Here is a 14,509-nt window from a genome sequence, read left to right as displayed (position 1 = left end):
TAATGGAAAAGATTGCAATAATGGGAAATTCAGGTCACGCACTTGTTGTGTTAGATGCATGTAAAAAAGCAGGTATCAATGTAAGATATTATTGTGATTTTTCGCAGGTAGAAAGTAACCCCTATGATCTGATATATTTAGGAGATGAAAATAATGAACAGTTTGATTGGGGTAATATTGATTTTTTTGTGCTGGGAATTGGTTCTAACAAAGTTAGAAGAAAAGTTTCTAAGCTCATAGAAGTGAATGGAAAAAAAAAAATGAATGTTATACATCCAACAAGTATATTGAATGATGGTGTAAAAATGGGAATGGGCAACCTAATAGCTGCTGGTGTTGTAATTAATCCCTTCGCCCAGATTGGAGATGACTGTATTATCAACACAGCAGCAATAATAGAGCATGAGTGTAGGATAGGAAATACAGTGCATATTGCTCCGGGAACAGTGTTAGCAGGAAATGTTACTATAGGTGATGGTACATTCATTGGTGCAAATTCTGTTATAAAGCAAGGGGTTATAATTGGTGAAAATGTTACAGTCGGTGCTGGAAGTGTTGTTTTGAAAAATATTCCAAATGATGAAATATGGGTAGGGAATCCTGCTAAAAAATTAATAAAATGAATAAAGTGATAATTATAGCTGAAGCAGGTGTAAATCATAACGGCTCTTTAGAGAATGCATTTAAATTGGTTGATGCTGCATCGGAAGCTGGTGTTGATTATGTGAAGTTTCAGACCTTTAAAGCTGATAAATTAGTTTCTAAATCTGCTAAAAAAGCAGAATACCAGATAACTAATACCGGAAATAGTGAAGATTCTCAGTTGACAATGCTGAAACAATTAGAATTATCACATGCTGATCATGAAAAGATAATTACTTATTGCAAAGAAAAAGGTGTTCATTTTTTTTCCACTGCTTTTGATTTGGAATCATTACAATATTTAAAAGAAATAGGCCTTGATTTAGTAAAAATACCTTCCGGAGAGATTACTAATCTGCCTTATTTAAGAAAAGCAGCTAAATTATTTTCAAAAGTAATTCTATCAACGGGTATGTCTTCAATAGATGATATTAAAATGGCTGTCGATGTTTTTAAAAAGGAAAATATAAATGATATTTCTATCTTACATTGTAATACCGAGTATCCTACTCCTATGGACAATGTTAATTTAAAAGCAATGTTAACAATAAAGGACATATTTGGAACTCCTGTAGGTTATTCAGACCATACCTTAGGTATTGAGGTACCTATTGCTGCTGTTGCTTTAGGAGCAAATATTATTGAAAAACATTTTACGTTGGATAAAACAATGGAGGGTCCGGATCATGCTGCTTCATTGGAACCTGAAGAGCTAAAGAAAATGGTTGCCGCCATCAGAAATATAGAAGATGCAATCTCGGGCAGCGGCCTGAAAGAACCAAGTCCTTCTGAGATGAAAAATATAAACATTGCAAGGAAAAGTATTATTGCTGCAAGAGAAATAAAAAAAGGAGAAAAGTTTTCAGAAGAAAATCTTACAGTTAAGAGGCCAGGAAACGGTATTTCTCCGATGCAGTGGGATGAGGTAATAGGAAAGCATGCCAATAGAGATTTCCACGAAGATGATTTAATAGAATTGTAGATGAAAAAAATTTGTATTGTAACGGCTACAAGAGCAGAATATGGTCTGTTAAAACCATTAATGAATGCCATTAATAGTCATAATGATTTTGTGCTACAATTATTAGTAACCGGAGCTCACTTATCACCAGAATTCGGAAATACATATGAACTTATAGAAAAAGAAGGTTTTTATATCAATGAAAAAGTAGAAATGCTTTTATCTGCTGATACGGGCAGTTCTATTGTAAAATCTATGGGATTGGGAATGATTGGATATGCAGATGCTTTTATCCGTTTGAAACCTGATGCTATTATTATTCTGGGTGACCGTTATGAAATGCTATCTGTTGCTTCTTCAGCTTCTGCAATGAAAATACCAATTATTCACTTACATGGAGGGGAGATAACTGAAGGAGCATATGATGATTCTTTCAGGCATGCAATAACAAAGCTAAGTCATTTGCATTTTGCATCAACGGAGAATCATAAAGAAAGAATTATCCAATTGGGTGAACAGCCACAACATGTTTTTAATGTTGGTGCTATCGGAATTGATAATATAGCCAGTCTTCAGTTATTATCTAAAGAGGAATTAGAAAGAGATTTAGATATCCGGTTTGCAAAATATAATTATCAGGTAACTTTTCATCCCGAAACACTAGCTGACTTATCAGCAGAAGAACAGTTTAAAGTTTTATTGCAGGCTATAAAAAATCAAAAAGAAAGTTTTTTTGTATTTACCAAATCCAATGCAGATACTAATGGAAGAGTTATTAATCGTATGATTGATGAATTTGTTACGGAAAATCCGCGTATTGCTAAGTCATTTACATCTTTAGGCACATTAAAATTTTTATCTCTATTAAAGCAAAGCCATGCAATCATAGGAAATAGTTCAAGCGGAATTATAGAAGCTCCGTCTCTTCATACGCCAACCATTAATATTGGTGACAGGCAAAAAGGAAGAATGCAGGCTAAAACAATTATTAACTGTGCTGTTGATCAATTACAAATACAGGAAGCGATTGCCAGAACACAGGACGAAACTTTTGTAGAATCTATAAAAAGTTATCAGAACCCATATGGAAGAGGTGACACAACCAATAAAATAATCAAGGTTATAGAATCTACTGATTTTTCAAAATTATTAATCAAAAAATTTCACGATAATAAATTATGAACAATATTCACAAACATAGTTTAAATAAAACTGCATCTGTTCGTGATGCTTTAATCAAGTTGGATGAATTAGCTTCAGATGCAATAGTTTTCATCGTAGATGATCAACAGGTTTTACTCGGCTCTTTAACAGACGGTGATTTAAGAAGGGGATTTATTAAAGGCTTAAACTTTGAAGATGATATCTTGAAATTTATTCAGCCTAATCCATCTTTTGTAACTGAAGGAGAGGACACTATTGATTTATTGGAATTATATAAATCAAAAAATTTTAAAATAGTTCCTGTATTAAATAAGGAAAAGCAGATTGTAGATATTATCAACTTCAGAGAAAACTCTACGGTTATTCCTGTAGATGCTGTTTTAATGGCGGGCGGTGAAGGTAAAAGATTAAGACCATTAACTGAAAATACACCTAAGCCACTTTTGAAAGTAGGTGATAAACCGATTATTGAGTATAATATAGATCGGTTAAGTTATGTTGGAATTAAAAATATCAATTTAAGCATTAATTATCTCGGTGATCAATTAATTGAATATTTTGGAAACGGAGAAAAAAAGGGGCTCAATATAAGATATACTAGAGAAAACAAACCTCTGGGTACGATAGGGTCTATCCTTTTAATCGACGATTTTAAACATGATGATATTATTGTCATGAATAGTGATTTGCTAACCAACATAGATTTTACAGATTTCTATAAACTATATAGAAGTAGCGGAGCAGATATGGCTGTAGCTGCTACTTCATATCATGTGGACGTTCCATACGCCGTTTTAGAAGTTGATCCTAATAATAAAGCAAAATCCCTAAAAGAAAAGCCAAGATATACCTATTATTGTAATGCAGGAATTTATCTGTTGAAAAAAGATGTTTTAAAAATGATTCCTGAAGATACATTCTTTGATATTACAGACCTCATGGATAGAATATTGGAAATGAACCTTAAACTAGTAACTTATCCAATTAATGGATATTGGCTTGATATTGGTAAACATGAAGATTTTGTAAAAGCTCAGGAGGATATTAAACATATAAAATTGTAGAAATGATTGCTATAATACCTGCCAGAGGCGGTTCAAAAGGGTTACCGGGAAAAAATTTGAGAATGTTAAAGGGGAAACCCTTAATTGCCTATACTATCGAAGCAGCCTTAAAAGTAAAAGGTATAACAAAAGTTATTGTAAGTACTGATGACCATCAAATTGCTGAAGTTGCAAAAAAATATGGTGCTATAATACCTTTTATGCGACCCGGTTTTTTAGCAACTGATACTGCTACCTCAAAAGATGTTATAGTTTACACATTAAAGAAATTATTAGAAAACAATGAGCTTATTGAGGGATTTGTTCTTCTACAACCAACAAGTCCATTAAGAGATGAACAAGATATTTTATCTGCCATTAAATTTTTCCATTTAAATAATGCAGATGCCGTTATAAGTTATTGTGAGGAATATCATCCAATTCGTTGGCATAAATATATAAATGATAAAGGGAATCTGGAGGATATTTTTGAAAAAGCTGGTGAACAAAGACAAGCAGAAAGAAAATCATATTTTCCCAATGGAGCTATTTATATTTATGACACTGGAAAATATTTAACAGACTCTATCAAATCACAAGACACATATGCCTTTGTTATGGGTAGAAACAAATCAATCGATATAGATACAATTGATGATTTTGAATATTGCGAATATTTAATTGAAAAAAATGAGCTTTATAAAAAAACTGAATAAATTTCTTATTATTAATGTAGAGCCATTTGATTTAACAAGGTCTTTTCAAGAAGAACTTTTAAATAAATTTTCTGCTCCACAAAATATGTATGAGAGATCGTACTATCAATTCCGAATACAATTCGATTTATTATCATTTCCGAAGAAGATTTTAAATAATTTTATTGGTGTATTTTTATTGATATTAGTTATAATTATAGCCTTTATAAAGAAAAAAAGAAAAATAAATAATTTAGAAGGAAGTAATACTGCTATATTTCCTTATAAAAATTTAAATTATAACAATGCAATTCCAGAAGAATTAATTAATGAGTTTAGTATTCGTACTATTAATTTTAATTCAGGACTATCAATCAATTTCAATGATTTTAAATTCATTTTAAAATTTATCAGTAAATATCCTCTTCATCCATATTTTTTATCAAAATGTATCTATAAAATATTATTTTATAGATACATTATAGATAGTTATAATCCAAAAGCAATTATAAGTAGTGCAGAATATTCCTTTACATCATCTGTTGCAACTTTATTTTGTGAAAGAAATAATGTTGAGCAAATAAACATAATGCATGGTGAAAAGCTATTTTACATTAGAGATTCTTTTTTTCAATTTAGTCGATTTTATATTTGGGATAGTTTCTATGAAAACTTATTTGTAAAATTAAAAGCTGAGCCCAGTCAATTTATAGTAGGGCATTTTCCATGTTTGAAATTAGACGTTGATATCAATAAAGAAAAAAAATATTCATACACATATTATTTGGCCGCTGAAAATGCTGAAACATTAATAAACATAAGGAATTCCATGCTTTTGCTAGATCACCAATCAAAATTAAACATAAGATTTCATCCAAGATATTCTTCCATTGATCAAATACATGAAATTTTTAATGGTTTTAGTATAGAAAATTCAAAAGAAGTAAGTCTCGAAGAATCGTTTAACTCTACACGTACAGTAATTTCCTTATACTCATCAGTTTTGTTGCAGGCATATTTTTCTGGTTTAAATATTGTTGTTGATGACATTAATAATTCTAATTATAAAAAATTAGAACAGTTAGAGTATATTATTTTAAACAAAAAGCATGAACTATTAAGTAGTTTAATAAAAGTATGAAAAAGATATCATTAATTTTTTTATTGATTACAATAACCTTACATGCAACAGAAATTAATGTTAAAAATTTTGGAGCTAAAGGTGACGGAGTAACTGATGATTGGGATAGCTTTGAAAAAGCTGTAGATTATGCTTATAATAATAAAGATGTTAATCAAATATTTATTCCAATTGGTCAATACAGAATTTCGAAAACTATCATTGTATATGGAAGTAACTTATCAATCGTAGGAGAAGATAAAGATAAAACTATTCTTTTTAAAAATGAAAGTTTAGGATGGTGGGGTGATCTAATGTATATTTGTGGGTTAGTTCCAGGTAACAAATATTATAATTCTAAAACTAAAAAAGAATATTTCTATGCTGGGAATAAAGTGTATTCGCAAAATATAGAAGTTAAGAACCTCTCTTTTAAGAATACTTCAGTAAATGAAGAAATTAACAATATTGGCATTGTAAATTCCAGTAATGTGATCATTGATAACTGTAATTTTTTAGAAAGCTCAAATTCAAATATTGCTATAGTTAATGATGCCACTAAATATGATAACAATAATATTATCATTGAAAATTGTGTCTTTAAAAATGCTAAAACGCATAATTTGAGAGTTTTATCTATGAATACAGGTGAATATAATGCGAACTCAGTAAATGTTATAAATTCAAGTTTTTATAACACTGGAACGACTAATGCTAAAGAATTAAGAAATAAACATGTCCATATTTGGTATAGAGGTGGAGCAGGATCCAAAAATATTAAGCTTACAATAGATAATTGTACTTTCGATAAATCAGGTGTAATTCACTCTACCGTAAATACTAATAATTTAATTATAGAAAACAGTAATTTACAAGGAGGATATATTATATCTAACAGTGCAAAATTATACCCTAATTCAAAAGTAGAAATTAAAAATATTAAAACAAATATAAATTCTTCCAAAGAAATTTTAGGCGTAAGGAATGATTAACAAATTAAACAAAATCTCTAAATCCGTTTTATTTAAAGAGTCAATTATTTATGGATTTACAAATGCTCTTTATTCAGGAATTCCAATATTAATTTTACCTCTTTTACTGAAGGTACTTGAACCCGCAGATTATGGATTAGTAGAACTTTATAGAAATTTGTCTTTAGTATTAACTCCTATACTAGGGCTTAGTACTGTTCAGGCAATTACCAGATTTTATTTTGATTTAGAAAACAAAAACTTTAAGATCTTTGTTTCAAATATAATTTATTTACATTTTTTTAATTCTATAATAGGGGCAATATTAATATTGTTATTATCACAATTTGTTAAACCAGAATATTTCTATATTACTCTATTATGTATAGGATATTTTTTATTCAACCAGATAACTGAAGCCCTTTTAAGTATTTTTAGAGTAGAGAAAACTCCCAAACAATATTTAATATTTCGACTTCTTAATATTATTCTTGACTTAGCCTTGTTGGCTGTATTTTACTTTTTTCTTTCTTCATTTGATTGGACATATCGGGTTTACCCTAATGTTTTGTCGGTTTTTTTAGTAGGATTATTGGCATTGTTTATTTTCTATCGAAAAGGGTATTTTCATAAACTAGATAAGGTTTATTTGAAAAGAGCAATTATTTATAGTTCTCCACTTATATTGCATATGATTTCAGGATATGTAATGAATATTGGAGACCGATTTTTTATACTCTATTTTTTGTCAGAAAAGGACTTGGGTAATTATGCTGTTGCATATCAATTGGGAATGTTGGTGAACTTCCTTTATACTAGTTTTAATTTAGCGTGGGTACCTACTTTTTTTAGCTTGATGAAAAATGAGCAAGAACATAAAATTAATAAAATCAGATTAATTACTTATGTTGGTATTATCTTATTCAGTATATTGGTAATTGGATTCGTAAGTTTAGCATTAAATTTTACTTCGATATTTGAGAAATATAACATTGATTTATCTCTGATTATTATAGTGTCTCTCGCTTATGTTTTTAACTCAATGTATAAATTTGAGGCTAACTATTTTTTTTATAATAAGAAAACCAAAAAGTTATCTTTAATTACGTTAGGAGCAGCCATGATAACAATAATATTTAATACTGTATTTATTCCTAAAATAGGCCTATATGCATGCGCATTTGCTACCTTTATATCTTCATTATTTATGTACATTTTAGTACTGATTTATAAAAACAAAAGCAATGAAAAGACTTCGAAAGCTTAAGAAAATTTTCTTTAAATATGTCGCTTATTTTTCATCAAAAAATAAAGGTGTACTTGATGTATGTGTGAACAGTTATTGTAAATTCTCAAGAAATACGGTTTTTGGAAAAAATAATCATTTCAATGGATGTAAAATTTTTGGAAAAGGGATTGTAAAGTTTGGAGATAATTTTCACTCAGCAGAAAATCTTAAAATAATGACGACCTATCATAATTATGAAGGTGAAAAGATACCATATGACGAAACAACAATTACAAAAAATGTTACAATAGAAGATAATGTCTGGATTGGACTTGATGTCATTATTCTAGGTGGGGTGACAATTGGTGAAGGTGCTATTATACAAGCCGGAAGTGTTGTTGTGAAAAATATTCCTAAATATGCCATTGCCGGTGGTTCACCTGCAGTTGTTTTTAGTAATAGGAATATTGATAAATATTTAAAACTCAAGTCTGAAAATAAGTTCTTTTGATGAAAAATGACAAATTAAATTTTTTATTGGCACTATTAATTTATAGCCCAACATTAATAATACTACCTCAATCAATAGTCTATTTAGTCATCTCTGCTATTGGAGGTATATTTCTATTACGAGATATTAAAGATAATAGGTTATATAAACAAGATATCATTTTATTTGCTTTTGTTTTACTGACAACCGTTGCTTATTTTCTAGCAGGCCCTATTTCAAATATTGCTAGTAGGTCTGCAAATGATTTTATTCCTTACACTATTTTCCTGCTGACTACCATCTTTTTTTCAAGACATTTAAACGATAGGGTAATGTACTTTATTCTATATATAATTTGTTTTGAAGTCTTGATAGGCATCGTAGAATATTATGTGTTAAAGAAAGCGTACATTATTAAACCTTCTGTTACTGGGGAAACGGAATTCGGAGAATCTCAATTGCTTTATTATAATCGGGTTTATGGATTATCTCAAGCTGTTAGTATAATGGCTTATAAAGTATTTATAGGAATTATTCTAGTAAACTATTTGAAGATAAAAAAATATAAAATTTTTATAATTTCATTATTGCTAATTGGGCTCTATATCACTTTTAATAGAACAGCAATTATTGGATCGATTATGTTCCTAATTCTTTTTGGAATTAGCCGTTTAAAAAAGATAAAACTAAGTTATAAAGTTATAATAGCGATTTTTTTGGTCATTTTAGTATATTATATTGGGGCTAATTTAGATATTATAATGAACCAATTTTTCAGGGGTAGAAAGGGTGATTTATCTGGTAGAGATATGATTTTCCCTTACTTTTTTGAATTTATAAATAACAACTTATTACTTGGAAATAATGTGCACAAAATGTGGGGGAAAGTAGGAGCCTCTGTATATCACGCCCATAATTCATATTTACAGACATTAGCTAATTTGGGAATTATATTTTTTCTTTTATTATGGACTTACATATTATCATTTATTAAAAAGAATAATATAATATTTTTATTTCCCATACTTGTTTATAGTTCATTTCAATATGGCATCCTTTGGGGTGTATCGTTTATGGATATCATATTCTTCTATTTACTTTTTAATATTCAAAAGAAAAAAAATAAATTCAAAAATGAAAATACTATTGCTTCATCAATATTTCCTGGAGGAAGATGATCCTGGTGGCTCAAGGTGGAATGAAATGACTAAAACGTGGACCTCTCAGGGGCATGAAGTAACAGTCATAGCAGGAATGATGCACTACAATGGCCTATCTAAAAGAGAAGAATATAAAAGTAAATATTTTGTAAAGAAAAAACAGGGAGACGTTACTGTACACCGCTGTCACGTTTCAGAATCATATAATAATGGCTTCATTGGGAGACTTTGGGGATATTTTTCTTTTATGCTGTCATCATTATGGGCCGGGCTTTTTAGGACTAAGGGGAAGTTTGATGTAGTCGTCGTGACTTCTCCCCCTTTATTTATTGGTGTTTCAGGTTATCTAATTTCTAAATTCAAAAGGGTTCCTATGATTTTTGAAATCAGAGATCTATGGCCGGAATCTGCTATTGATACAGGAGTACTTACCAACAAATGGTTTATAAAATTAGCCTTTAAATTCGAAGCTTTCATTTATAAAAAAGCGAAGCTTATTAATGTGCTAACTCCAGCCTTTTATAAAACCTTACATGAAAATAAAGGGGTTTCGGAGAAAAAGCTTGTCATGATTCCTAATGCGGCAGATTTTTCCCTTTCTGAAGAGGTGATGGACAATTTTAATCGTGAATTATTCAGAAAAGAGCATCATTTGGATGGTCATTTTGTGATTACCTATGTGGGAGCTCATGGGGTGGCGAATCATTTAGAGCAAATTTTAGATGCGGGCAAAAGATTAGAAGATACTAATGTTTTGTTTCTGTTAATTGGCCAGGGTATGGAGAAAAGCCGGTTGATCGAAAAAGCAAACGAAATGAATATTAAAAATGTTCGTTTTCTTGATCCTGTACCAAAAAAAGAAGTATTTAAATATATCCTGGCATCTGAAATGGGAGCATCTGTTTTAAAAAAGGTTGATACATTTAAAACAGTTTATTCAAATAAATCTTTCGACTATTTTTCATGCAAAAGACCAATTCTAATGGCAATTGATGGTGTTTCCCGTGAATTGGTGGAAAATGCAAAAGCAGGAACTTACGTAGAGCCTGAAAATGCTGATGAATACAATAGGATAATAAGAGATTACATAAACAATCCTGAAAGATTGAATAATGAAGGGGAAAGCGGGTACAAATATGCTAAAATTAATTTCGACAGGGAAGTATTAGCAAATAAGTATTTAGAAGCTATCAGAAGCATAATAAATTAATAGACGTATAAAAATAATTTAAAGATTAATAGGCTATTGTTAGATTATAAATATCGATATTTATAATCTAACAATAGCCTATAGTTTTGAATATGGGTAAGCATTTCTTTTTGCTCAAAACCTTTACCTACACCTCTGAAGTGATAAATTGTTGATGACTTGGGGAATGTTTAATTGGTGCGTCGATATTGAATTGCGGTAAAACAAATAAGATCATTCTGTACAACTCATATTTCAACATGGCTGTCGTATAAAACAAAAACAGGAAAAATGATAAACATCTTTCCTGTTATGTAGACTCACAGGGATTCGAACCCCAGATGACTGAACCAAAATCAGTAGTGTTACCGCTACACCATGAGTCTTTCTCTGTTTGAGTGGTGCAAATTTACAGCTTTTTTCAATATTTGCAAGAACTTTTTGCAGTTTTTTTTAAATTTACAGTGGATTTATCTCTGAACATTATGCGGCTAGACTTCAAAAATCTCAATATTAATCAATTATCTACGGAAACGGAATTTGAAAAGAAAATCATCGGTTTTTTGAAAGAATGGCTTTCCGGAACCGAAACGGTAAAAGTACAGACTTCCGGTTCTACAGGAACACCGAAAGTTTTTGATATCGAGAAAAAGAAAATGATCGCTTCCGCTGAAATGACCTGTGATTTTTTAGGACTGAAGGAAGGCGACACCGCTTTACTATGCCTTCCTATTGAATATATTTCAGGAAAGATGATGATCGTCCGGTCAATGGTCCGAAAGTTTAAGCTGAGGGTTACTGTTCCGGCCATAAAACCTCTTGAAGAAATAGATCATCAGATTGATTTTTGTGCCATGACACCGCTTCAGGTGGAAAATTCGCTGGATAAATTATACCTTATAAAAAACCTGATTATCGGAGGTGCAGCTGTTTCCGAGAATTTAAAGAAGAAGATTTTTGATGAACTCGGAGCGGAAAATTCCCAACGGATTTTTGAGACGTACGGAATGTCGGAAACCCTTTCCCACATTGCACTGAAGCAGATTTATCCAGTATCGGATGCTTTTTTTACCGCTTTTGAAAATGTTGATATTTCTATCGATGAGAGGGGATGCCTGAAAATCTTTGCCCCATATTTGAACGCAGAAATTTTGCAGACAAATGATTTAGTGGAAATTAAGAATGGGAACCAGTTCAGATTTTTTGGCCGAATCGATCATGTGATCAATTCCGGGGGCGCCAAAATTTTTCCGGAACAACTGGAAGCTTTGGTAAAAAAGGAAATCCCAAATGAAGTGGTCTTTCTGGGAGTAGAAGATGAAAGTTTGGGACAGAAATTGATATTGGTGATTGAAGGGCAGGAGTCTCAGGAAATCATTGATAAAATTCAGGAAATAAAGTTTGAAAAAAAATTCCATAAGCCGAAAGAGATTATTTTCGTTGAAAAAATACCACGGACACCGAATGGGAAGATTAATAGAAGTGAACTAAAAAACCTGCTGTAAGAATAAATATTTGAGATAATGAAAGATTTTTCTAAAGAACTCAGCTTTAAAACTTCACGCAGCAGTGGCGCAGGAGGGCAGAATGTCAACAAAGTTGAAACGGCTGTAACGGTTCTGTGGAAAATTCAGGAGTCCGGATTTTTTAATGAAGATCAGAAAAATTTAATTCAGACTAAATTAAAAAACAGAATTAATGCAGAGGGATTCTTATTTTTAACGGTTTCCGAAACCAGAACACAACTGATGAATAAGACCAAAGCCATTGAGAAAATTCTGGAAATTGTAGATAATGCACTGATTATTCCTAAAAAACGTCTCGCAACAAAACCTTCAAAAGGACAGAAACAGAAACGGCTTGATACCAAAAAGAAATTATCTGATAAAAAAGAAAACAGAAAATTCAGGTATTAATGGTATTTTCATTCTGAATGTTAAATTTGATGGCATTGCAATCGTGTGTTAAATTTTTTCTTTTTTGAGCATAATTCAGATTATTCATATATTTTTGCGCCAAAATAGTAAACTAATGATCAAGAAACTTGTTGCAGCCGCATTCATTTCTATATCGGCTTTTTCAACCGCTCAAAAATTTTCAATTATTCCATCCGTAGGATACGCATGGAGAACTGCGAAAACAATCTCAGGGCTTTCCAGGGAGGAAGAAGAATATGTAAAAGGTCTTAAAAGCGGGATGAATTTTGATATTTCCGCCTATTATCAGGTAAGCAACCTGGTATCGGTCGGATTGAAATATTCTAATTTCAGTGCATCCAGCGACGGATATATTCTGGGCTATGTGAATAATATGCCTGTTTCATTTCCCGTAACGACAAAAGACCACATAAATTTTTACGGGCCTGCCATAATGATTTCCAATTTTGAGGAAGATACGAGACATAAAATGTTCGTTGATATGGGATTGGGAGTTATTTGTTACACCACTAAAACAGCAAATGTAAAGGGAACCGGATCAAATTTGGGCGCAGAACTCAATTTTGCTTATCAGTATCAGATCACAAAAAACCTGTTGGTCGGACCGAAGCTTGGGCTTACGGCAGGAACACTTACCAAAATGAAAATTAACGGGGTAACCTACGATTTTAATGATGATCAAAAAGAAGGTTTACACAGAGTTTCTTTAAGCGCAGCGGCTACATTCCGTTTTTAAGTTTTATCTTTGCAAAAAATAATTAAATGAGCAAACCGATTACTGAATTCATAGAAAAGTATTATCTGCACTTTAATGCAGCGGCATTGGTAGATGCTTCTAAAGGATATGTGGCGCATCTTAAGGATGGCGGGAAAATGATGATTACACTGGCTGGGGCAATGTCTACCGCAGAATTAGGGAAGATTCTTGCAGAAATGATCCGCCAGGATAAAGTAGATTTTATCTCCTGTACAGGCGCTAACCTTGAAGAAGACCTGATGAATCTTGTAGCGCATTCTCACTACGAAAGAGTTCCTCATTACAGAGATCTTACCCCGCAGGAAGAGTGGGATTTGCTGGAAAGAGGGCTGAACAGGGTGACCGATACCTGCATTCCTGAAGAAGAAGCTTTCAGAAGGCTGCAGAAACATATCTATGAAATCTGGAAAGATGCCGACAACAAAGGAGAAAGATATTTCCCGCACGAATATATGTACAAAATGATCCTTTCAGGGGTTCTTGAGCAGTATTATGAAATCCCGAGAGAAAACTCATGGATGATTGCTGCGGCGGAGAAGAATTTGCCGATCGTTGTACCGGGATGGGAAGATTCTACCATGGGGAATATTTTCGCATCATACTGTATCAAAGGAGAGCTTAAATTCTCTACCATGAAATCCGGAATTGAGTATATGGCTTATCTTGCCGATTGGTACACCAAAAACTCATCAGGAAAAGGGGTAGGATTCTTCCAGATTGGAGGAGGTATTGCAGGTGATTTCCCAATCTGTGTAGTGCCGATGCTGTATCAGGATATGGAAATGCATGACATTCCGTTCTGGTCGTATTTCTGCCAGATCTCAGATTCTACGACTTCTTACGGTTCTTATTCGGGAGCGGTACCAAACGAAAAAATTACCTGGGGTAAGCTGGATATCACTACACCGAAGTTTATCGTTGAAAGTGATGCCACCATCTGTGCACCATTGATGTTCTCTTATATCTTAGAAAATTCATAACAGCCTTAGAACGAAAGTCCGAGGCTTGAAATAGACAACGTTCCAATTTTTTTGGGACGTTTTTTTGTTTCCCTCTATAAATTCTGTACCTTATTAAACCCGAAGGATTTAATCATGGGCGTGTCCTTCTCCGGGCTCATCCCAAGGCTCAGGCCGGGCTTCTTCAGGCTCC

General features: G+C 32.0%; 15 protein-coding genes and 1 tRNA gene. 15 read left to right on the top strand and 1 reads right to left on the bottom strand.

Annotation, left to right across the window (positions count from 1 at the left end; all coding sequences use genetic code 11):
* Positions 1-2 precede the first annotated feature (2 nt).
* The 11 genes from AC0N32_RS15480 to AC0N32_RS15430 are packed head-to-tail and all read left to right on the top strand — an operon-like array spanning position 3 to position 10,684.
* Positions 3-623 (top strand): acetyltransferase, encoded by a 621-nt coding sequence (locus AC0N32_RS15480; RefSeq protein WP_476394760.1) that lies wholly within the window; start codon positions 3-5, stop codon positions 621-623.
* Positions 620-1,624, top strand: coding sequence for an N-acetylneuraminate synthase (gene neuB / locus AC0N32_RS15475; protein WP_476394759.1), 1,005 nt, complete (start codon positions 620-622; stop codon positions 1,622-1,624). The genes AC0N32_RS15480 and neuB overlap by 4 nt, the downstream gene beginning before the upstream one ends.
* Positions 1,625-2,785: a UDP-N-acetylglucosamine 2-epimerase gene (neuC, locus tag AC0N32_RS15470; protein WP_476394758.1), complete on the top strand. Its 1,161-nt coding sequence runs from the start codon at positions 1,625-1,627 to the stop codon at positions 2,783-2,785.
* Complete coding sequence (locus tag AC0N32_RS15465) at positions 2,782-3,831, top strand: nucleotidyltransferase family protein (RefSeq protein WP_476394757.1); 1,050 nt, start codon at positions 2,782-2,784, stop codon at positions 3,829-3,831. Before neuC ends, AC0N32_RS15465 begins: the two co-directional genes overlap by 4 nt.
* Before the next feature lie 2 nt (positions 3,832-3,833).
* Complete coding sequence (locus AC0N32_RS15460) at positions 3,834-4,526, top strand: acylneuraminate cytidylyltransferase family protein (protein WP_476394756.1); 693 nt, start codon at positions 3,834-3,836, stop codon at positions 4,524-4,526.
* Positions 4,501-5,646, top strand: a complete 1,146-nt coding sequence (locus AC0N32_RS15455; RefSeq protein WP_476394755.1) for a hypothetical protein — start codon at positions 4,501-4,503, stop codon at positions 5,644-5,646. The genes AC0N32_RS15460 and AC0N32_RS15455 overlap by 26 nt, the downstream gene beginning before the upstream one ends.
* Positions 5,643-6,617, top strand: a complete 975-nt coding sequence (locus AC0N32_RS15450) for a glycosyl hydrolase family 28-related protein (RefSeq protein WP_476394754.1) — start codon at positions 5,643-5,645, stop codon at positions 6,615-6,617. The genes AC0N32_RS15455 and AC0N32_RS15450 overlap by 4 nt, the downstream gene beginning before the upstream one ends.
* Entirely contained in the window at positions 6,610-7,863 is a 1,254-nt protein-coding gene (locus tag AC0N32_RS15445) for a lipopolysaccharide biosynthesis protein (RefSeq protein ID WP_476394753.1), read from the top strand. The genes AC0N32_RS15450 and AC0N32_RS15445 overlap by 8 nt, the downstream gene beginning before the upstream one ends.
* Complete coding sequence (locus tag AC0N32_RS15440; RefSeq protein WP_476394752.1) at positions 7,841-8,335, top strand: acyltransferase; 495 nt, start codon at positions 7,841-7,843, stop codon at positions 8,333-8,335. The genes AC0N32_RS15445 and AC0N32_RS15440 overlap by 23 nt, the downstream gene beginning before the upstream one ends.
* Positions 8,335-9,492, top strand: a complete 1,158-nt coding sequence (locus tag AC0N32_RS15435; protein ID WP_476394751.1) for an O-antigen ligase family protein — start codon at positions 8,335-8,337, stop codon at positions 9,490-9,492. The genes AC0N32_RS15440 and AC0N32_RS15435 overlap by 1 nt, the downstream gene beginning before the upstream one ends.
* Positions 9,449-10,684 (top strand): glycosyltransferase family 4 protein, encoded by a 1,236-nt coding sequence (locus AC0N32_RS15430; protein ID WP_476394750.1) that lies wholly within the window; start codon positions 9,449-9,451, stop codon positions 10,682-10,684. The genes AC0N32_RS15435 and AC0N32_RS15430 overlap by 44 nt, the downstream gene beginning before the upstream one ends.
* Positions 10,685-10,978: 294 nt before the next feature.
* Here AC0N32_RS15430 and AC0N32_RS15425 read toward each other — a convergent pair.
* Positions 10,979-11,049: transfer RNA gene (locus AC0N32_RS15425), tRNA-Gln, on the bottom strand.
* Between the two features lie 99 nt (positions 11,050-11,148).
* Between AC0N32_RS15425 and AC0N32_RS15420 the strand changes: the two genes are divergently transcribed.
* From AC0N32_RS15420 to AC0N32_RS15405, 4 genes are all read left to right on the top strand, one after another.
* The gene (locus AC0N32_RS15420) at positions 11,149-12,168 is read left to right on the top strand and encodes an AMP-binding protein (RefSeq protein WP_476394749.1); all 1,020 of its coding nucleotides are present in this window, start codon (positions 11,149-11,151) and stop codon (positions 12,166-12,168) included.
* Between the two features lie 18 nt (positions 12,169-12,186).
* Positions 12,187-12,579 (top strand): alternative ribosome rescue aminoacyl-tRNA hydrolase ArfB, encoded by a 393-nt coding sequence (gene arfB, locus AC0N32_RS15415; protein WP_476394748.1) that lies wholly within the window; start codon positions 12,187-12,189, stop codon positions 12,577-12,579.
* A 115-nt stretch (positions 12,580-12,694) separates the two neighbouring features.
* Positions 12,695-13,336 (top strand): hypothetical protein, encoded by a 642-nt coding sequence (locus AC0N32_RS15410; protein ID WP_476394747.1) that lies wholly within the window; start codon positions 12,695-12,697, stop codon positions 13,334-13,336.
* Between the two features lie 26 nt (positions 13,337-13,362).
* Entirely contained in the window at positions 13,363-14,337 is a 975-nt protein-coding gene (locus AC0N32_RS15405) for a deoxyhypusine synthase family protein (protein WP_029295769.1), read from the top strand.
* The last annotated feature ends 172 nt before the right edge of the window (positions 14,338-14,509 follow it).

This window comes from Chryseobacterium endophyticum (genome assembly GCF_056333165.1).
Note: the sequence above shows the minus strand (reverse complement) of the source record. Positions and strands in the feature narration are given on the sequence as shown.